At 71.5% G+C, this 20257-nt stretch carries 14 protein-coding genes; 3 read left to right on the forward strand and 11 right to left on the reverse strand.

Features of this window, described 5'->3' with window-relative positions; translation table 11 throughout:
* Positions 1–104: 104 nt before the first annotated feature.
* The 3 genes from ACZ5KW_RS10685 to ACZ5KW_RS10695 all read right to left on the reverse strand — a co-directional run bounded on the left by ACZ5KW_RS10685 (position 105) and on the right by ACZ5KW_RS10695 (position 2897).
* Positions 105–1061 carry a mechanosensitive ion channel family protein gene (locus ACZ5KW_RS10685; protein WP_343776246.1) on the reverse strand — a complete coding sequence of 319 codons (957 nt, stop codon included), beginning with the start codon at positions 1059–1061 and terminating at the stop codon, positions 105–107.
* A 97-nt stretch (positions 1062–1158) separates the two neighbouring features.
* Positions 1159–2472, reverse strand: a complete 1314-nt coding sequence (locus ACZ5KW_RS10690; RefSeq protein WP_343776247.1) for a Zn-dependent hydrolase — start codon at positions 2470–2472, stop codon at positions 1159–1161.
* A 92-nt stretch (positions 2473–2564) separates the two neighbouring features.
* Complete coding sequence (locus ACZ5KW_RS10695) at positions 2565–2897, reverse strand: hypothetical protein (RefSeq protein WP_343776248.1); 333 nt, start codon at positions 2895–2897, stop codon at positions 2565–2567.
* 95 nt (positions 2898–2992) lie between these two features.
* On the opposite strand from ACZ5KW_RS10695, the gene ACZ5KW_RS10700 reads away from it, so the two are divergent.
* Positions 2993–3205 (forward strand): PLDc N-terminal domain-containing protein, encoded by a 213-nt coding sequence (locus ACZ5KW_RS10700; RefSeq protein ID WP_343776249.1) that lies wholly within the window; start codon positions 2993–2995, stop codon positions 3203–3205.
* A gap of 50 nt (positions 3206–3255) precedes the next feature.
* Here the strand turns inward: ACZ5KW_RS10700 and ACZ5KW_RS10705 are convergent, their stop codons facing one another.
* The 3 genes from ACZ5KW_RS10705 to malA all read right to left on the reverse strand — a co-directional run bounded on the left by ACZ5KW_RS10705 (position 3256) and on the right by malA (position 8038).
* Positions 3256–4284 (reverse strand): sodium:calcium antiporter, encoded by a 1029-nt coding sequence (locus ACZ5KW_RS10705; protein ID WP_343776250.1) that lies wholly within the window; start codon positions 4282–4284, stop codon positions 3256–3258.
* 4 nt (positions 4285–4288) lie between these two features.
* Positions 4289–5779: a 4-alpha-glucanotransferase gene (gene malQ / locus ACZ5KW_RS10710; protein ID WP_343776251.1), complete on the reverse strand. Its 1491-nt coding sequence runs from the start codon at positions 5777–5779 to the stop codon at positions 4289–4291.
* 156 nt (positions 5780–5935) lie between these two features.
* Positions 5936–8038: an alpha-amylase MalA gene (gene malA / locus ACZ5KW_RS10715; RefSeq protein WP_343776252.1), complete on the reverse strand. Its 2103-nt coding sequence runs from the start codon at positions 8036–8038 to the stop codon at positions 5936–5938.
* Between the two features lie 138 nt (positions 8039–8176).
* Between malA and ACZ5KW_RS10720 the strand changes: the two genes are divergently transcribed.
* Positions 8177–12880 carry a DUF7997 domain-containing protein gene (locus tag ACZ5KW_RS10720; protein WP_343776253.1) on the forward strand — a complete coding sequence of 1568 codons (4704 nt, stop codon included), beginning with the start codon at positions 8177–8179 and terminating at the stop codon, positions 12878–12880.
* 37 nt (positions 12881–12917) lie between these two features.
* Here ACZ5KW_RS10720 and ACZ5KW_RS10725 read toward each other — a convergent pair whose 3' ends face one another.
* Both ACZ5KW_RS10725 and ACZ5KW_RS10730 read right to left on the reverse strand, forming a co-directional pair.
* Positions 12918–13385, reverse strand: coding sequence for a DUF8009 family protein (locus tag ACZ5KW_RS10725; protein ID WP_343776254.1), 468 nt, complete (start codon positions 13383–13385; stop codon positions 12918–12920).
* Positions 13378–15219, reverse strand: coding sequence for a MutS-related protein (locus tag ACZ5KW_RS10730; RefSeq protein ID WP_343776255.1), 1842 nt, complete (start codon positions 15217–15219; stop codon positions 13378–13380). The genes ACZ5KW_RS10725 and ACZ5KW_RS10730 overlap by 8 nt, the downstream gene beginning before the upstream one ends.
* Positions 15220–15352: 133 nt before the next feature.
* Here ACZ5KW_RS10730 and ACZ5KW_RS10735 point away from each other — a divergent pair, with 133 nt between their 5' ends.
* Positions 15353–16027 (forward strand): MBL fold metallo-hydrolase, encoded by a 675-nt coding sequence (locus ACZ5KW_RS10735; RefSeq protein ID WP_343776256.1) that lies wholly within the window; start codon positions 15353–15355, stop codon positions 16025–16027.
* A 62-nt stretch (positions 16028–16089) separates the two neighbouring features.
* On the opposite strand, the gene ACZ5KW_RS10740 is transcribed toward ACZ5KW_RS10735, so the two are convergent.
* From ACZ5KW_RS10740 to ACZ5KW_RS10750, 3 genes are all read right to left on the reverse strand, one after another.
* Complete coding sequence (locus ACZ5KW_RS10740; protein ID WP_343776257.1) at positions 16090–17238, reverse strand: acyl-CoA dehydrogenase family protein; 1149 nt, start codon at positions 17236–17238, stop codon at positions 16090–16092.
* A gap of 61 nt (positions 17239–17299) precedes the next feature.
* A complete protein-coding gene (locus ACZ5KW_RS10745) occupies positions 17300–19591 on the reverse strand; it encodes a class I adenylate-forming enzyme family protein (protein WP_343776258.1) in 2292 nt (763 codons plus the stop codon).
* A 33-nt stretch (positions 19592–19624) separates the two neighbouring features.
* The gene (locus tag ACZ5KW_RS10750) at positions 19625–20059 is read right to left on the reverse strand and encodes a universal stress protein (RefSeq protein ID WP_343776259.1); all 435 of its coding nucleotides are present in this window, start codon (positions 20057–20059) and stop codon (positions 19625–19627) included.
* Positions 20060–20257: the final 198 nt, after the last annotated feature.

Below are 20257 nucleotides of genomic sequence, written 5' to 3' on the forward strand. Positions count from 1 at the left end.
GGAAGTACCGTTCACTCGTATATATCCTTCTCTCTCGTGTCAGCTTCGATGCGAGAGGTCCGGCCCCGACCTCGGGGACGGAGCGGTTCACCGCCGGCGCCTCGTTACCGGCTCCGGCTAACCGGGAACGCGACGCGGTCGGGATTCTCGTTGAAGCGGTCGAGTATCCGCTCGTACAGTCGGTTTTTGACGCGCTGGCCGCGCCGCGGGTGCGTGAGGTACCGAAGGCGAAGCTCCACCCACGACTCCCGTTGGCTGACGTTGACCGTCGGGCCGTCGTGTACCTCCAACTCGACGGGCGTCTCCGCGAGCGCCTCGCGGTAGGCGGCGATTCCGTTCGCCATGTCCTTTCCGAGGAGGTCGGTGGCCTCCTCGGTCATGACCTCGCGTGCGAACTCCAGATCGGTCTCGTACGCGACCTGGACCGCCACTTCGTTCCAGACGTACGGCGACCCGCCCCCGCCGAAGTTGACGACGTTCGACGAGAGGACGACACTGTTCGGTACGGTGACAACCCGACCCGAGGGCTGGTTCGTCGTCACCAGCTCGCCGTTGATCTCCCACAGCGTCGTCACGAGGAAGTCGACGCTGATCACGTCGCCTTTCGCGTCGTCGATCCGGACCCGGTCGCCGACGCCGAACGGCTGCTTGACCGCGATGTACACCCACGCGATCAGCGAGAGGAGCGGCTGTTGGAGCGCGAAGGTGATCGCGAACCCGATCACGCCCAGCGAGAACAGGAGCCCGAGCCAGTTCTCCGTCGCCACCGCGAGCGTCGCCACCGTCCCGACGACTCCGAACGTCAGCCGGAGCAGGTTCCGGGCGTCGTGCGCTCGCCGCTTGCTCGCCGACCGCGTGAGCACGCGAACCGCGAACAGGTAGCTTCCGTACACCACGCCCGCGACGGCGACGACCAGCAGCGACCGGCCGACGACCACCGCCGCCGGATACCCGCCGATCGGCGGCCAGTCCGCGAGCGCCGCCGTCGTCCCCGCGACGGTGCCGGCAATGCCGGCCAGTAGACCGAGCGCGAGCGACGCGAGTCCGAGCGGGCGTCTCACGCTCGTCGCTCACGGCCGACCGGCAAAACCGTTGTGCCGTCGCGCGAAGCCGAGGCGCGGTCAAGGAGCGAGCGCCGCAGCCTCCCGTTCACCTCGGTCACCGTTTCCCGCCGGCGATACCGGCCATCGCCCCCCCGAGCACCTCGGTCGCCGCGGCGCAGTCGTCCCAGTCGGTCCACTCGCGAGGGTTGTGCGAAACGCCGTCACGCGAGGGGGCGAAGAGGAGCGACGAGTCGGTGACGCGCGAGATCCGCATCGCGTCGTGTGCGGCGCCCGAGTGGAGGTCGAGGGCGTCGCGTCCGGCCGCGTCGGCGGCCTCGTGAGCGGCGTCGCGCAGGCGGTCGTTCATCGGCGTCGGCGCGACGTCGAAGGGCCGTTCGAACTCCGTCTCGACTCCGCGCTCGCGCTCCAGTTGCGCGAGCGAGTCGCGCGCGGCGGCGACGACAGTTTCCATCGACTCGCGCTCGATGTCACGGACGTCGACGCCGGCCTCGACGCGGCCGGGAACGACGTTCGTCGCGTTCGGTTCGACCGACAGCGACCCGACGGTGCCGACCGCCGACGGCGACGCGGTCTCGACGACCTCGTTCGCGGCCGCCTCCACGTCCAGGACGAACTCGCTCGCGGCCGCCAGCGCGTCGGTCCGCTCGTCCATCGGCGTCGCGCCCGCGTGGTTCGCCTCTCCGCCGACGGTCACCTCGCAGTGGGTGATTCCGGTGATGGTCGTCACGACGCCGACCGCCGCGCCCGCCGCCTCCAGGTTCGTGTCCTGTTCGACGTGGAGCTCGTAGAAGGCGTCCCACGAGGCGGGGTCGAGCGTCGTCGGGTCGCCACTCGCGTCGGTCGGCGTGGCGGCGTCGACCGCGTCGCCGCCTCGGTAGCCGATCCGGTCGAGCGCCGCATCGAGCGTCGCTCCGTCGTCGTTCGTCAGCGAGAGCGTCTCGTCGAGCGCCGTCTCGCCCGTCGCGACGGTCGAGCCGAGGAGTCCGTTTCCGAAGGTGCCGCCCTCCTCCTCGGTGAAGCTGACGACGCCGACCGGTCGGTCCGGCTCGAATCCGGCGTCGCGCATCGCCCGGACCGCCTCCAGCGCGGCGTACACCCCGAGCGGGCCGTCGAAGATGCCGCCCTCGGGGACGCTGTCGAGGTGGCTGCCCGAGACGACGGGGGCGGCGTTCGGGTCGGCGCTCGCCGGGGTCCACGTTCCGAGGACGTTCCCGACGGCGTCGACCGCAACATCGAGACCGGCGTCGCGGAGGCGCTCGACCAGTCGGTCTCTCGCGTCCCGGTTCGCCGTGGTCCCCGTCCGATTCGTTCGCGCGTGTGCCTCCGGATCCTCCGTCTCGACGCGGCCGAACGCCGCGTTTTCCTCGATGTCCGCGCGGAGCCGGTCCGCGTCGACTGGGAGCGTCATACCGGAGTCGGGCGCCGCGGGATCAAAACGGTTCGGTCTCCGGCGGAGGTGCCGAGAGGCCGCTCGCGCCCGGGGCCGTCCCCGGAGGATACTCACTCGTCACGTCGCGCCAGCCAGTAGCCGGCCGATCCCAAGGCGAGGCCGGCTGCGAACCCTCGGCCCGCCGCCGGGTCGTCGATGGAGCGGTCGACCGCGACCCCGAGCGCGGTCCACGTCAGCGTCACGCCGAGGCTCCGTCCGGGCCCGCCCCGGAACCGGCGACAGCCCGCGGCCGCCCGCGCGTGTCGGTAACAGTACCCGGTCGCGAACCCGACCGCCAGCGCCCCCGCCCGGACCTCGCCGTCCACCGCTCGCGACAGCGCGAGCAGTCCGATGCCCCCGAGACACTCCACCCCGGCGCCGACCGCGCGCACCGCGTTGGCCATGCTATTCGTTCGCACTCGTCGTGAATAGCCGTTTCGCCGGGGGAGCGTTCCGATCCCGAAAACACTTCACCGCCGACGTTCTGGTGTCGACCGAGATGTCCCCGTTGCTCCTCCAAGGCGCGGCCGCCGGAATCGCGCTTCTGATCAGCCTCGTGTTCCTCGTGATCCACCTGGCGATGATCGTGTGGACCTACTCGGACGCCCAACAGCGAAGCGAACACCCGCCCGTCCTCTGGGCGCTCGTCGTGTTCTTCGCGCCGCTGCTCGGTATCGTGCTGTACCTCATCATCGGCCGAGACTCGTACTGACCGCCCTCCGTCCGAGACGTTAAGCGGGCGACCGAGGGCGCCGCTCGGGTTCACACTCCTTTGAGAACGCTCGTTACCCCGGCGGTCTCGGCGACGACCCACGCGACGAACACGCCGTAGGCCGCGAGCAGCGCGTACGACTCGCGGTCTGAGAGCGTGAGGCTCGTCCGGAGCGTCACGAAGAGGAGGACGGTCGCAGCGGTTAGCACGCCCAGCATCGGCACCGCCGTCGAGAAGTTGACGGCGACCTCGCCGACGATCAACACGCCGAGCGGGATCGCAACGAGCAGGTCGAAGGTGTTCGACCCGAGGACGTTACCGAGGCTCGTCGCGCCGCGGTTCTCGCGCGCCGTCCGGACGCTCACGAGCGTGTCCGGCAGGCTCGTCGCGGCCGCGACGACCGTGACGCCGGCGAGGAACTCGGGGATTCCGAAGGTGACGCCCAGCGACTCGACGGACGCGACGAGCCGTTCGACGGTGACGACGATGAGCCCGAGTCCGGCCGCCAGCTTCGCCCACTCGCGACCGATGTCGACCCCGTCGCGGATCCGGTCTTCCCCCGCGTCGTCGACGTCCTGATACTGGATGAAGAGGTACAGCCCGTACAGCCCGAGCGGGATGACCGCGAGCGAGCGCGGCATCCTCCCGACGATCGGGTCCGTCGAGACGGGGAAGTAGATCACCGCGAGCGCGAACGTCACGACCAGCGCAGAGACGGCGAGCATGTAGAACTGCGCCTCCTTGTACACGATCGTCCGATTGGCTTCCAGTTCGCCGTCGCCGCCGATCCCGGACGCCGCGGGGATCACGAGGACGTTGAAGATGGCCGACCCGACGAGCGCGCCCACGCCCATGTCGAAGACGCCGGTGAGCGCGGTGACGAGCACGCTCACCAGTTCCGGGAAGCTCGACCCGACCGCGACGACGATCGACCCCTGGACCACGGCCGGGAGCCCGTAGTACCCCGAGAGGGTATCGGCGGCCTCCTCTAACCAGCCGCTCCCGAGCCAGATGAACCCGGTCGCCGCTGCGATGACCAGAACGTGGACCGCCGGCACGTCCGGGAGGGGTCCGACCACGGGCCTACCGGATGTGATCGCCCGCCAGCTCCCACAGCCGGTCGGCGATCGCGTCGTCGAGCGCGTCCCGCGTGACGCGCCACTCCCAGTTCCCCGCGAGCGTGCCCGGCTCGTTGAACCGCGCCCCGCTGCCGAGTCCGAGAAGATCCTGGAGCGTCGTCATCGCCATGATCGCGTCCGAGGCCCACACGTCGTCGATGATCGCCCACTCGACCGGGTCGTCCGGCTCGGCGCCGACGTTGTACCGGAAGCAGTCCCGCTGTCGCTCCGGGAGGTCGTCGAAGTAGCCGACCCACGTGTCCGTGTCGTGCGTCGACGTGTAGCCGACGACGCCCTCGGTGTAGTGCATCGGCTGGTACTCGTTGCCCTCCGTACACCAGTCGGCGTACTGCGGGACGGACATGCCCGGGAAGCCGAACTCCGCCATCAGCTCGTCCATCTCCGGCTCCTCGAACCCGAGGTCCTCGGCGATGAACGGCGCCTCGCCGAGCTCGCGCTCGACCGTCTCGAACAGGTCGCGCCCCGGCCCGTCGCGCCACTCGCCGTCCGCGGGGTCGTCGCTGTCGGCCGGAATCGCCCAGTACTTCGCGAACCCGAGGAAGTGGTCGAGCCGCGCCACGTCCGCGAGCTCGAACAGCCGGCGGAACCGGTCGAGCCACCAGTCGTACTCCGCCTCGGCGAGTCGCTCCCAGTCGTACAGCGGGTTCCCCCAGCGCTGGCCGGTGTCGCCCGCGTTCGGCGGGACGCCCGCGACCGCGGTCGGGCGGTTCTCCGCGTCGAGTTGGAACGCCTCCGGGCTCGCCCACACGTCGGCGGAGTCGAGCGCGACGTAGATGGGCACGTCGCCGACGATGGACACCCCCTCCTCGGCGGCGACCGCGCGCAGGTCGCGCCACTGACGGTCGAACGTCCACTGGACGAACTCGCGGAACCGGACCTCCTCGGCGTGTTCCTCGCGCGCCGCCGCGAGCGCCTCGGGATCGCGCGTCCGCAGCGGCTCGGGCCACCCGGTCCAGAGGTCTTCCGGGCGCGCGTCCGACAGCGCCCGGAACAGCGCGTAGTCGGGGAGCCACGGCTCGTGCTCGCGGAACTCGTCGACGGCCGCCCGGTCGGCCTCCGTCGCCCGCTCCTCGAACCGCTCGAAGGCGGTCCGCAACAGCGGCTGCTTGTACTCGCGGACCGCGTCGTAGTCGACGCGGTCGGTCGGGAAATCGGGGACCGGTTCCAGGTCCGCCGGGTCCAGCCACCCGTCGTCGACGAGCCCGTCGGGGTCGACGAACAGCGGGTTGCCGGCGAACGCCGACGGCGACTGGTACGGTGACTCCCCGGCGACGGAGAGCGTCGGACCGATCGGACAGATCTGCCAGTGGTCGACGTCGGCGTCGCCGAGGAACGAGAGGAACTCGCGGGCGCCCTCGCCGAGGTCGCCGATGCCGTACGCCCCCGGCAGCGACGTGACGTGACAGAAGACGCCGTCGGAGCGGTCGAATCGCATACGGTCACCTGCGACCCCCACCGACTCAAGCGTTGTGTCCGGCCCGGGTCGCGACGCGGTGCGAGCCGGACTCGGTTCAGTCGCCGTCGCGGTCCGCCCGCCACGCGATCGCGTCTGCGGTTTCGAGCGTGACGGGGCCGCCGTCGCCCCCGTAGCTCATCGCTCCGTCTCGCGGACGATCGCCACGTCGTCGACCCGGATCCGCTCGGTCCCGTCGCCGTCCTCGACGACGCACTCCTCACCGGTGACGAGGTCGCGCTCGCCGTGGGCGGCGTCGACCGCGACGCTCGCGTCGGCGGGCGCGAAGTTGAGGACGACGACGAGCGCCTCCCCGTCGTCGCTCCGGCGGAACGCCACGACGTCGTTCGGGTGAACGTCGCCGCTGGCGGCGATCGGTTGCTCCGAGAGATCGCCGCTCGCGACGTGGTACCCGACGCGGGACACGGTGCCGTCCGCCCCGAGCGCGGAGTGGTCCCGCCGCGTCGCGAGCAGGCGCTCGTAGCGGTCGCGTACCTCCTCGCGGGCGTGGTCCCACGCGATCGCGTCCCGGCGACCGCGCTGGCCGATCTCCTGGCCGGCGTACACCATCGGGACGCCCGGGAGGGTCATGATCGCCGCGCCCGCGGCGGCCGCCGCCGCGTCGCCGCACTCGACGCGGTAGCGCGTCTCGTCGTGGTTCTCGATGTACTGGAGGAACTCGGCGTGATCCGGGAACCCGATATCCGAGCGCTGGTCGACCGCGTCGAGGACGGACTCCGCGGGCTCCGCGCCCCGCCCCACCTGTCGCAGCTGGAAGTACAGCGTCGCGTCGAAGTGGACGTCGAACATCCCCTCGTGGAAGCCGGGAATGTACGGGATCGTTTCGTCCATCAGGAGGAACTGCCGGTCGATGTCTTTCACGCGGTCACGCAGCTCGCGCCAGAACGAGTCGGGGACGGCCCACGCCATGTCACAGCGGAACCCGTCGACGAGCGGCGCCCACTCGTCGATCACGTCGAGCAGGAACCGGCGGACCTCGAGGTTCGCGTGGTTCAGGTTCGCGATCAGCTCCCAGTCGAAGTAGGTGCCCGGCTCGCCCGACTCCTGCCACTCGTACCGGTCGCGGTACGGCGACTCGGGGTTCCGGTACGCGTCCTCGAACCACTCGTGGTCGCGGGCGGTGTGGTTGGCGACGAAGTCGAACAGCACCCGCATCCCGTGGTCGTGAGCTGTCTCGACGAGCGCCTCGAAGTCGTCGCGGTCGCCGAGGTCCGGAGCCACGTCGAAGAAGTCGACGATGTTGTAGCCGTGGGGTTTCCCGTCGTGTCCGAGGACCGGCGTGAGCCACAGCGTGTCGACGCCGAGGTCCGCGATGTCGGGGATCCGCTCGGCGATGGCGTCGAACGCCGCGCCCTCGTCGGCGTCCGCGAAGGTGCGGACGAACACCTCGTAGACGGCTGCGTCGGCCGTCCACGCCGGCGGGTCGTTGAGTCGCACCGTCTCGAAGTCGGGAGCGTCCGGCGTCAACACCGACTCGCCGCCGGCGTCGTCGACCGTCGGCTCACCGGTGTCGCCCCGCTCGACCGCGACCGCGTCCGCGACGCTGACCCGCGGGTCGCCGTCCGGGTCCCGCGCGACCGCGACGGCGTGGACCCGAAGCCGGTCCGGCACCGCGTCGAGCGCCACGCGGAGCTCGCGGCCGTCCCTGCTCACCCGGAGCGAGTCTCGGGGGTTCGTCCGGCCGTCGGCGACCGCGCTCTCGACGTCGCGGTCGTCCACGACGAACGTCACCTCGAGGTCGCCGGCGTCGAGCTCAGAGTCCGGATTCGGCGTCGGGTCCGCGGTGAACACGGCCGATCCGGCGTGATCGCGCTCCTCGCCGGCGCCGTCTTCGAACTCGATGTCCGCGTCCACGCGAACGCGCGGCCGACCGACGCCGTCGTGGGACTCCCGAGCGGCGTAGTCGACCGGCTCGTCGGTCACGTCGCGGTCGCGAATCGCGGTCCCGCTCCCGCCGGCGACGTCGACGCCGGCGTAGCTCGCGGCGAACGCGCGGACCGTGAGCAGGTGGTCGCCGTCCGGCGCGTCGAGGCCGATCAGGTACCGACCCGGGACGTCAGGGGTGAACTGCGTGACGGGCGAGTCCCCGACCGTCGACTCGCTCTCGGGCGGCGCGTCCGCGACGCGCCACGCGTACTCGCCGTCGGGGTCCGGGTCTCTCGGTGCCAGCTCCGTGGTCTCACCGGTCGCGAGGAAGCGGGGGGGTCCGGGGTGGTGCATGTGACGGTTATCTCCCCCCTGCCCCTTCGGTGTTGCTCTTGTTTCGACCCGATCGGGACGGATCCGCACCCCGATCGCTTCCCGGTCAGTCTCCGCCGCGGTCGTCAAGGCTTTTACTCCGGCAGTCGCAGAGCGGGTATGCGACTGCGTACCGCCCTCACGGAACACGAACGTCGGCGCGGGGAGCGCTACCCGGCGGAACACTCGATGACCGCCGGTGCGTTTACCGGCGACGACGGCCGGCTGGTCCACGTCGGGCCGGACGGAACCGTCCACGACTGTTCGTACTCCCTCTCCGGCGTCGGCGGCGCCGACCGACTCCGGATGGGTATCACCGCCGGGCGGGGCGTCCGCTGGTTCGACGACCTCGAGACGACCCGCCAGCACTACGATGGCGACACGCCCCTCGTCGAGACCGAGTACGACGCGGGCCGCTACACGATCCACCAGTTCGACCTCGTGGTGAGCGACACGCACCTCACGCACGTCGAGCTCCGCGGGTCGCCCCCGGCCGACGCCGAGATCGTCGCCGCCTACGCGTTCTCGCCCGACATGGTCGAAGGGCGCGTCGGCAACATGGTCCACGAGGAGGCCGGTCCCGACGGCGGCGGCGTCGTCGAAGTGTACCACCGCACGGAACACGACTTCCTCACGGCCTCCACCGGGCTCTCTAACGCCCACGGCCAGCGGCTGCGGACGATCCCGGAACTGCTCGGCGAGGGGGGCGAGGGCTTCCCGCACCGCGGCGAGATAGACCGCCGCGAAGACTCGCGGCTCACTCCGGACGTCGTCGTGCGCGCTCCCTTCGAGCGCGACGGGCGCATCGAGCGCGTCACGCTCGCCGGGCGCGCCGTCGTCGACCGCCGCGAGGCCCGCGACACCGGTGACGACGCCAAGGACGCGCTCACCGACGGAACCGACCGACAGCGGCGCATCGAGGCGGTCTCCAACATCGCGACGGCCTACCCCGACGCCGACGAGCTTCGCGAGGCGGCCGACGGCCGCGGCCCGGACGTGCCGGCGGACACCCCGCGCCGGTCAGTCGTCGCGAGCGACCTACGCGCGCTGGACCTGCTCACCGCGGAGTCCGGCGCTCGGATCGCCGCCCCGGAGTTCGACCCGTTCTACTCCACCTCCGGCGGCTACGGCTACACGTGGTTCCGCGACGAGGCGATGGTGTCGACGGCGCTGCTGGGGGCGAGCGAGGAGCTGGGCCTCGACGCGAGCGAGGAACTGCTCGCGACCGCGAGCTTCTTCTGCCGGACGCAGGACGCGGACGGCTCGTGGCCCCACCGCGTGTGGGCCGACTCCGGCAAGGTCGCTCCCGGCTGGGCGAACGCCCGGATCGAGGGCGCGAACGGGACGCCCGGCCCGAACGACCAGCTCGATCAGCCCGCCTCGGTCGTCGCGTACCTCGCCACCTTACGCCGCGAGGCGGACCTTCCCGCGGAGTGGCGCGACCGGATCGACGAGACCATCGCCGACGCCGTCGGCTTCCTCTTGGAGACGACGGAGGACGACGGGCTCCCCCGTCGCTGTCAGAACTGCTGGGAGAACGCGCTGGGACGGTTCACCCACACCGGCGCAGAGTACCTTCGGGCGTTCGCCGCGGTCGCGCGCGCGCCGGTCGACGAGGAACTCCGCGCCGACGCGGCGGCCGCCGCGGACGCGGCGCTGACCGGCCTCGACGGCCGCTGGAACCCCGATACCGAGCGGTTCCTCCAGCGCGCCAGCGACGAGGGGCAGGACGGTCGCGCCGACGCCAGCACCTTCGCGCTCGCGACCGCCGCGGCCGAGTACGACGCGCTGCTCGATGACGACGTCCCCGGCGGCTCAGCGGCCACCGACGGGTCGGGCCGCGGACCGGTCGAGTCGGTCGCGACGAGCGAGTTCGACCGCTTCCTCGACCGCGTCAACACCCACGTCAGGCGGTCGATCGAGGCCCTCCGGCGCGAGACCTCCGCCGTGGAGGGGCTCGTCAGGTTCACCGGCGACGAGTGGCGCACGGCCGAACAGGGCGCCCCCAAGGTGTGGTCTATCGCGACGCTGTGGGGCGCGACCGCGGCGGCGACGCTCGCCGGCGTCGTCGAAGAGCGGGGGGGCGCAGCCGGTCCGCTGTTCGCCGACGCCCGCGAGCTGTACGCGCTCTGTGAACCCGACGGCCACTTCGTCAACGAGGCCGGGCTCTTCGCGGAGCAGGCGTTCGACGACGGCGACCTCGACAGCGCGACCCCCATCGCGTGGTCGCACGCCCTGCGGATCGACGCGACGGTGACGCTCGCGAGCCACGGGGAGCTCCCGGTCCCGCACGACCGCGAGACCGGTCCGGAGGCGGCGCCCCACTGGACGACCGGCAGGAAGTTCGGCGTCGGCACGCCAGCCGACTACGAGGCCGAGGACCCGGTTCCGGTGTGGTTCACGCTCACCGAGGGGGCGCTCACTGAGGCGCGGTTCCCCCGGATCGACGTGATGAACGTCCGGACCTTCGATTTCCTCGTCGCGGACCCTGACTCCGAGTACGCCGTCCGCACCTTCAAAGAGACGGACCACGTCACGACGACGGAGACCGTCGAGCGGACGACCGAGCCGGCGGCCGACGACGCGCTCGCGTACGTCCAGACGATCCGCGAGACGGGCGACGGCCACGGCCACACGTGGACCCTCTCGGTCGAGTACGCGGTCGACACCGACGGGACCGCGATCCTCGCAGACGTTCGGTTCGAGGGGAGCCGCGAGTACGACGTGTACGCGCTCGTGGACGCCACCGTCGCCAACGTCGGCACCGACGACCGCGCCGAGCGCGTCGACGGTGACGGGGGTTCGCACCTGCTCGCGCGAAAGGACGATCCCGACCGCGACGCGGGCAAGCTCGTCGACGACGAGGGCGAGCCGTTCGACGTCGCGCTCGCGTTAGCCAGCGGTGACGGCTTCGACTGGGCGAGCGCGCTCACGGCCGGCAGCGAGGCGGTCGACACGCTGTTCGGCGACGGCGAGCGCGGCGCGGAGTCGTCGGAGGCGGTCGGCAACGTCGTCCTCGCCGGTCTCGTCGGCAGCGGCGAGGCGGTCAGGGACACCGTCGCGCTCGGGTTCGCGGAGTCGTCGGACACCGCGGCGGCGCTGGGCGAGGCCGAGGGAGCGCTCTCCCGCGGCTTCGACGAGGCCGCGAACGCGTACGCCGAGACGTGGCGCTCGTGGCTCGCGGACCGAGAGCTTCCGGACTCGGTGGCCGGCGACGCCGACCTCGCGGCCCAGTACCGGTTCGCGCTCATGACGCTGGCGGCCGTCGAGGACAAACGACACGACGGTGCGGGGATCGCGAGCCCCTCGGTCCCGTGGGGCGAGACGGAGTACGCCGCCGAGGACCGCGGCTACGGCTACAACTTCGTCTGGTCGCGCGACCTCTATCAGGTGTTCACGGCGCTCGTCGAGATCGGCGAGCTCGACCGCGGCGCCGAGGCGCTCGCGTACCTCTATAACACCCAACAGGACGACGACGGGTTCCTCCCGCAGAACACCTACATCGACGGGCGGACCCGGTGGGGCGGCGAGCAGATGGACAACATCGCGTTCCCCTCGGTGATGGCGTGGCAGCTGTACGAGCACGGCGTGACGCTGGACGACGCCGGCTACACCTACGACCAAGTCAGCCGCTCGCTCGATTACATCGCCGCCAACGGTCCACAGACCGCCCAAGAGCGCTGGGAGGAGGAGGCGGGCTACTCGCCGTCGAGCATTGCGGCCGAGATCGCGGGCCTCGTCTGCGGTGCCGCGCTGGCCCTCGCTGAGGCCGATCGGCTCGCTGGCGAGGGGGCTGAGGCGGCCGGTGACGAGGACTCGGAATCGCTCCGCGCCGACGCGCTCGCGTGGCTGTCCCTCGCGGACGACTGGGCGGCGCACGTCGAGGAGTGGACCGCGACCGCGACCGGCACCGACCGCCACGGCGAGACGCCGTACTACCTCCGGATCACGGCCGACGGCGACCCCGAGTCCGGGCGGCCGCGCACGATCGCCAACGACGGCCCGACGTACGACGAGCGGGAGATCGTCGACGGCGGCTTCCTCGAACTCGTCCGGCTGGGAATCAAGCCGGCCGACGACGAGGCGATCCGTAACTCCGTCTCCGTCGTCGACGACTCGATCCGGGTCGACACGCCTCACGGTGCCGCTTGGTACCGATACGTGGGCGACGCGTACGGCGAGATAGCGGTCGGCGACCCCGGCGCGCCGTGGGCCGGAACCGGTGACGGCCGCGGGCGTCTGTGGCCGATCTTCACCGGCGAGCGCGGCGAGTACGAGCTCCGCGCCCGCGCCGACGGCCCGGACGCATTCGGCGGCACCGACGAGGAGGCGCTCGAACCGGAGACGCTGTTGGAGACGATGGCCGGCTTCGGTAACTCCGGGCTGATGCTCCCCGAGCAGGTGTGGGACCGCGAACACCCGACGAAGTACGGCTGGGAGTTCGGCGAGGGCACCGGGGGGGCGACCCCTCTCGCGTGGTCGATGGCCGGCTACATCCGGCTGGCACACGGCGTCGACGCGGGCGAGCCGGTCGAGACGCCGACCGCGGTCCGCGACCGCTACGTCGAGCGCGACCGGCCGGACGGTCCCGACCTGACGGCCACCGCCGATTTCGTCGAGGACGCGGTCGTGATCGCCGGCGAGACGGACGCCGAGCGCGTGGCGGTCCACACCCGCGAGACGTCCCGTCTCGTCACGCCCGAGGACGGCGCCTTCGAGGTCGACCTCGACGCGGCGACCAAGGCGGGCACCGTCGTGGTCGCGGCCGCGACCGACGCGGAGTTCGAACGCGCCGGCACCGCGGTCGAGCGACTGCGGCTGTAGTCGGCTCGGCCGCGAGCGGTTCTCCCGGCGTCCGCCGCTATCCGAGTGCGACAACGTCGACCGCGCGAGACTTGCCGTCGACCGCTATCTCGACCGACGAGCCGACGCGCTCGCGAACGCGTTCACGCCACGCTTCGACGGCCGCGGCGTGCCGGTCACGTCGGTCGTCGAGGTCGGCGTCGGGGAACTCGGCGGCCGTCTCGTCGGGTTCGGGGTACGGCGGTGCGTCGCTGACGAGATCGCGCGGATCGATGTGGATCGGCTCGGGATCGTCGGTCCCGTTGCCCCCGCTACCGCCCGCGTCGAGCGCGTGGAGTCGCGCGCGCATCCGTCCCGAGAACGGCGGCGTCGCGCGGAGGACGACCTCGCGGTCGCTCCGGAGCGTGGCTTCGAGGGCGTTCGCCACGTCGTCCCGGTGAACGGCGATCGATCGGATCCGCTCGGGACCGGTGTCGGCGGACTTGGCGGGGTCGTCGTCCCCGTCGCCGCCCGTCCCCTCAGTCATCGTTTGCGGTCCACTCGGCGTCCGAGAGCGTTCGCTGGACCGCCTCCTCTCCGACCGCGCCCGCGAGGTGTTCGAAGCCGGCGCGGACGCCGCGGTCGCCCGCGTTCGCGACCAGTCGGGAGACGATGAACTCCGGCGTGGACTTTCCGACGGTCTCGAACCGCGGCTGGTAGTCGACGCGGAGGTCGAGGTCGTTCGTCAGGCCCTCCGCGAAGATGCCGTCGATGCGCGCGGCGTCGGGCAGCGGGCTCAGGTCCTCCGCGAGGTGGGTGACGTAGACGCCGAGCGCGCCGCGGTCGACCGTCAGCGTCACCAGCCCGTTCAACAGGTCGGCGGCGCGGCCCGGCTCGGTGATCGCTTCGAACTCGTCGACGAGCATCAGCGTCCGGCCGTCGGCGACCAAGGGCGGCACGACCGACTTCAGCGTCGACTCCAGCACGCCGGCGTTGAACGAGGCGTGCCGCCGGTGGAAGACGATGCGGTCGAAGGTCCCCACTTCGGCCGCGTCGGCGGGGACGGGGAGCCCCATCGACGCGAGCAGCGCCACCGCACACAGCGTCTCGAGGAGCGTCGTCTTCCCGCCGGAGTTCGCTCCCGTGAGGACGCTCACGCGGTCGCCCGTCGGCGGCGCGTCGGCGCTCGCGACCCCCTCTGCGTCCGCCAGCGAGTGGGATCCCACGCCGTACGACACCGGTTGAACGTCGCCGCCGAGGAAGGGGTTCCGCGCCCCGCGCACGGCGATCCCGTCGTCGACGAGGGTCGGCCGCACGTGGCCGTGTTCGGCCGCGAACCGCCCCAGAGAGAGCAGGAAGGCGGCGTCCGAGACCGCCGTCGCGGCCCGGGCGACGGTCGTGTCGCCGGCCGCCGCGTCGTCGTCGCCCTCGCCCGCCGCGGCCGGGTCGTCGCCGAGCCGCTCGCGGATGTCGGCCGCGACTGCGGCTTCGCGCTCGTCGACGGCTGCCTCCAGTTCCACGACGAGCGCTCGCAGCGTCCCGGAGACGAAGTCGGCCGCGTCGAGCGCCTCGTCCGGCGCCGCTGCCCGGACCGTCGCCGGCTCGACGCCGGTCTCGCGCGCGACGTGGTCGATCGTCCCCGCTTCGAGGGCCTCGAAGTCGCGGAGGCTCCCGTCGCGGACCGATTCGAGCACGTCGAACGCGGAGTCCGCGAGGTCGCGCGCGGCCGACAGCTGCTCGCGGAGTCGGTCCAACTCCGCGTCGGCGCCGGACGCGATGGCGATGTCGTCCCCGTCGAGTCCGCCGGCGGGGTCGATCGACCCCCGCACGTCGGCGAGCGCGTCGGCCGCGTCTCGCAGGCGGTCGCCGTCCAGCGCGCCGACGTCCTCGAAGGGGCCGTCAGTCACCCCGGCCTCGCGGAGCGCGACGGCGGTCTCGACCGCGGCCAGGTCCGAGCCGTCCGCCTCGTCGTACACGGCGAACGCCTCGCGGACGGCTTCGCGGTCCGACTCGTTGAGGCCGCTCCACGCGTCGCGGGCGGCCACGACCCGGTCTAGCCGCGACTCGACCGCGTCCCGGTCGAGCAGCGGCGTCAACACCCGGATCCGGTCGGCGGCGTGTCCGGTCAGCGCCTCGTCGGCCGCGAGCGCGAGGAGGTCGTCGTACACCGCGCGCGCGTCGCTCGTCGCGAGCACGTCCATCCCCGCCTCGCCGTTCGCTCGGCGGAGGATGCGGGTCGCGCGGCCGCGGTGGAGACCGGCGCCGACGAGCGCGCGGACGTCGGCCGCCTCGATCGCCTCCGTCGCACGCTCGGTCCCGAGGGCCTCGGCGAGCCGCTCGCTCGTCTTGGGCCCGATCCCCCAGTAGTCCTGGAGTCGCATACGTCGTCGTGTCGCCCCGGCGTCTTGGCGCTTTCGTCGGCGGGGCTCGTCGCTGCCCTCCCGCCCCCGCGGTCCACCCCGCCCGCCACCGCCACGACAGCGTTCATTCCGCTCCGGTTCCTATCCGATCGACATGGCGACGGAGATCGCGGACGACGTCTGGCGGTTCGAGTGTCGCGGGGTCAACGCGTACCTGGTCTTCGACGACGTGCCGACCCTCGTCGACGCGGGCACGCCGTGGGACGAGGCGGCGATCCGCGACGGCCTCGAGGAGGCCGGCGTCGCCGTCTCGGAGATCGGTCGCGTGCTGCTCACCCACTACGACCTCGACCACGTCGGGAAGCTGGCGGCGCTCGCTCCCGACCTCGACGCGCCGGTCCACGCGTACGGCTTCGACGCGCAGTTGCTCCGGGGAGCCCGGCGGCCGCCGCTCCGCAATCACAAAGGTCTCATCCAGCGGCTCGGGGGACTCGTCACCGATCCGGCCGACCTCGACGTCGCTTCGATCGCGGACGGCGAGACCGTCGGCTCCTTCACGGCGTACCACACGCCGGGCCACACCCCCGGACACGTCGCGTACGTCAGCGAGAAACTGGGGGTCGGATTCCTCGGTGACCTCGCCTCCGAGTCCGACGGCGAACTGTCGCCGTCAGGGTGGGTGATCAGCTACGACACGGACGCCGTGGCGACGAGCGTACGCGGACTGGCGGCACGCGCCCCGCCGTTCGAGGTCGCCTGCGTGGGGCACGGCGACCCGATTGCGACCGGCGGCGGAGCGGCGTTGCGGCGGCTGGCGGAGCGACTGTAGGGACTGATCTGCGCGGAACGAGGCCGCAGCCGGTCGAAAAAGTACGGTGTCCGGTTCCGCTCTCAGCGCGACTGCCGGTAGATGAGGTTGCGCTGGATGTCGTTGGCGCCCTCGTATATCACCGGAATGCGCACGTCGCGGTAGACGCGGGCGATGCGGCGGTCGGTGAAGTTCGACCGGCCGCCGTGGAGTTTCATGCCCATCTCGGCGCAATCCGTCGCGACCTCGGTCGACTTCGTCTTCGCGAGTGCGGCCCAGTAGCCGGCGTCCTCGCCGTTTGCGACCTTTTCGCACGCGCGCCAGTTGAGCGCGCGCGCCGACTCGAACCCGATCCGCATGTCCGAGATGGTGTGCTGGACGGCCTGGAAGTCGTCGATGGTGCGGCCGAACGCCTCGCGGTCGCTGATGAACGCCTCGGCCTCCTCGATGGCCGCGGCCGCGAGCCCGAGGCCGTGCCCGCCGACGATGACCCGGCCGTGGTTGAAGAAGTCCGCGAGCGCGTAGAAGCCGCCGCCCTCGCTGCCGACGACGTTCTCCTCGGGGACGAAGCAGTCCTCGAAGACGATGTGACCCTGTTTGGACGCGCGCATCCCCATCTTCTCCGGGATGTGCTCGGCCTCGTAGCCGTCCGAGTCGGTCTCGACGATGAACAGCGTGTAGTTCGAGTACCGGTCGTCGCTCTCGCCGGTCTTCGCGTAGACGGTGAGCCAGTCGGCCTCGACCGCGTTGCCGACCCAGTACTTCTCGCCGGTCAGCTCGTAGCCGCCCTCGACTTTCTCCGCCTTCGTGGTCATGCCCGCGAGGTCGGAGCCGGTCTGCGGCTCGGAGACCGCGAGTCCCGATATCTGCTCGTTCTCGGCGACCGGCCGGAGGTACTTCTCCTTCTGTTCCTCCGTCCCGTAGTCCTCGACCATCTCCGCGCCGAAGCTGGCGAGCTGGAGCGTGAGCGCGATACCGGCGTCAGCGCGGTAGAACTCCTCGGCGATGGCGAGCACCTGAGCGAGGTCGAACCCCTTGCCGCCGTACTCCTCGCCGATGTCTTGGGCGATGAGTCCGGCGTCCATCCCGGCTTCCAGAACCTCCCACGGGTAGTCGCCGGAATCGTAGTACGCCTCGGCGTTCGGGGCGATGTACTCGTCGGCGAACTCGCGGGCCTCCTGCTTGACGTCTCGTGCGCGCTCCGGCACGATGCTGTCGTCGAGCAACTCCATACACCACGTGAGTGCCCCGTGGTCAAAACGTTCGTGGAACAACGAACAACGACGGGTGGGTTTACTCCGTCTCGTCCGCGTCGCCGCTCCCGCCGCTCCCGCCGTTCCCGCCGCCGGTCGCGCCCTCCGCCTCACCGATCACGACATCCCCGTCCCCGACTACGTCGTCCGCGTCGCCGCTCGCGGGGGACTCGTCCCCGGCCTCGCCGTCGTCCGAATCATCGACATCGCCGACATCGGTGTCGCCGTCGCTCTCGGCCATCCCGATGATGTCGGTGACTTCGTCGGTGTCGTCGGTGTCGCCGTCCTCATCGGTGTCGTCGGTGTCGCCGTCCTCATCGGTGTCGTCGGTGTCGCCGTCCTCATCGGTGTCGTCGGTGTCGCCGTCCTCATCGGTGTCGTCGGTGTCCCCGTCAACGGTCTCGACCTCGTCGGGCGATTCGGTCGGAGCTGCCTCGGGAGCCGAGTCGTCGGAGACGGCCGCCGCGTCGGGTTGTGCCTCTGACTCCGCTCCCGACTCCAACTCGTCCGGCGGCTCCGCCGGGGTCGCCGGCTCGAACCCCGCGGTTTCGAGGTCCGCGTCGTCGTCGCCGCGGGGGTCCGCGCCGCGTTCTCGGAGCACCGCTCGCGTCGCCTCCCGGTCGACCGTTCCCGAGACGGTCCGCGGTAGCTCTTCGACGTACGCGACAGTCTTCGGGATCTTGAACCCGGCCAGCCGCTCGCGGGCGAAGTCGAGGAACGCCGCCTCGTCGACGGGTACGGGACCGATGCGTTCGCTCTCGGCGCCGACCGCTTCGATCCCTGCGGCACCGGATTCGACCCCGCCCTCCGAGGGGGAAGCTGGCTCGCCCTCCTCGGCCGACTCGCCGTCGATGGAGGCGGCATCCGCCGACCCGGACGAGAGCCGGTCGCCGACGGCGACGAGCGCCGCCACGCGCTCGCCCCACGCGTCGTCGTCGAGCCCGACCACCGCCACGTCCTCGACCCCGTCGTACTCCCGGAGGACGTCGGCGACCTCGCCGGGTTCGACGTTCTCCCCGCCGCTGATGATCCGGTCGTCGACGCGGTTGAGGACGTGGAGGTATCCGGACTCGTCGAACTCGCCGACGTCGCCGGTGTGGAGCCCGTACGGACCGAAATCGGACCGGTCGAGGTCCGCGGGGTCGATCCCGTTCAGGTCGACCTCGTCGGGGGCTGGAGCGTCGGCGGCGTCAGCCTCGTCACCCCCGTCGTCGTCGGTCGATGCGTCGTCGGTCGACGCGTCGTCCGCTCCCGCGAGGTACCCCGGCGTGATCGTCGGGCCGTCGACGACTATCTCGCCGGTCTCCCCGCGGTCGACCGGTTCGCCGCCGTCGCCGACGACCGTCACGTCGGTGCCGAAGAGCGGCCGGCCGACCGTTCCGATCCGGTCGCGGGTGTCCCGCGGGGTCGCGGTCGTGATCTGTGAGGCGGCCTCGGTCATTCCGTACGTCGGGTACACCGGGATCGAGTAGTCCCGACAGCGCTCTAAGAGCTCGGCCGGGGCCGGAGCGCCGCCGAGCAGGACCGCGCGCAGCGAGTCCGACAGGGTCCCGCGCCGGTCGAGCATGCGCCGGAGCATCGTCGGAACGAGCGAGACCCCGGTCACGTCGTACGCGTCGATGTCGTCGGCGGTGCCGCCCGCGTCGAACCCCTCGCGCAGGACGAGCGTGGTCCCGTACAGCACCGATCGGTACACCGGCGCGAGCCCGCCCATGTGGTGGAGCGACAGCGACACCAGCCACCGGTCGTCCGGCTCGACGCCGAGGCGGAACGCGGAGGCGACCGCGGAGCTGTACACGTTGCCCGCGGTCAGGGGAACGGGCTTGGGATCGCCGGTCGTTCCGGAGGTGAACAGGATACAGAGCGGGTCCGGGAACGACCACGCCGGCGGGTCGAGCGCCGCGGGGTCGACCTCGTGGACGCCGGTCACGCCCGCGCTCGTCGGATCGTCGACCGAGTAGACGGGGACCCCCTCGATCTGCGAGGCGGCGTCGGTCGCGGTCGTCTCGGTCGGTTCCGCGCAGACGACCGCGTCGAGGTCGGTCCGGTCGATCCGGGCGGCGATCTCGCGAACGGTCAGCTCGCGCCCGAGCGGGACGAACGTCGCTCCGATCCGCATCGTCGCGTGGACGAGTCCGACGGTCCCCACGTAGGCCGGCGTGAGCACGCCGATCCGATCGCCCTCGCCGAGCCCGTGCGCGACGAGTCGGCCGGCCGTCTCGGAGACGAGGCGGTCGAGGTCGGTGTAGCTCCACGCCTCGCCGTCTTCGGCGCGGACGAGGGCGGTGTCGTCCGGCGACGAGACCACCCGGTGTGACAGCCAGTCCCGCATCGGTGTCACCCGCGGTCGCCGAGCGCGGTGTGGTTACGCATCTGTGGACTGTCGGACGGTCAGTACGGGGACGTCAGAGGTGCGGACGACGCGCTCCGTGACGCTCCCCAGCAGGTACCGGTCGAGCCCCTGGCGACCGTGGGTACCCATCACGACAACGTCGATATCGTGCTCGTCGACGTAGTCGTGGATCGACTGGTACGCGGTCCCCGACGTGACGTGCGTGACGCAGTCGACGCCGCCGTCAGCGGCGGCTTCCACGACGCGCTGTGTCGCCTCTTTCCCCTCGGATTCGAGCGCTTCGACGACGACCTCGGCGCCGGCCTCCAGGCTGGAGTACGCGGCGCCGTCGACGACGTACAGCGCGTGGAGGCGCGCGTCGTACTTCTCGGCGAGGTCGACCGCGTGTTCGATCGCGGCGTCCGACGCCGGACTGCCGTCGGTCGGAACGAGAATCTCCGAGTACATGTCGGTGTGAGCTACAGCGGGTGCGATTAAAAACCCGATCCAACTATCCGAGACCGGGAGACCGAAGGAAAGCGAGGACGCCACCGAGTCGAGAGCGGAACACAGGTCGTCGTGACCGGATACAGCGCGAATGAGGCGTCGTGACCGGACACAGCGCGACGGGACTCGTCCCGGCACGAGGCCGTTCTCGACTCACCC

This window comes from Halorubrum ejinorense, from assembly GCF_055389685.1.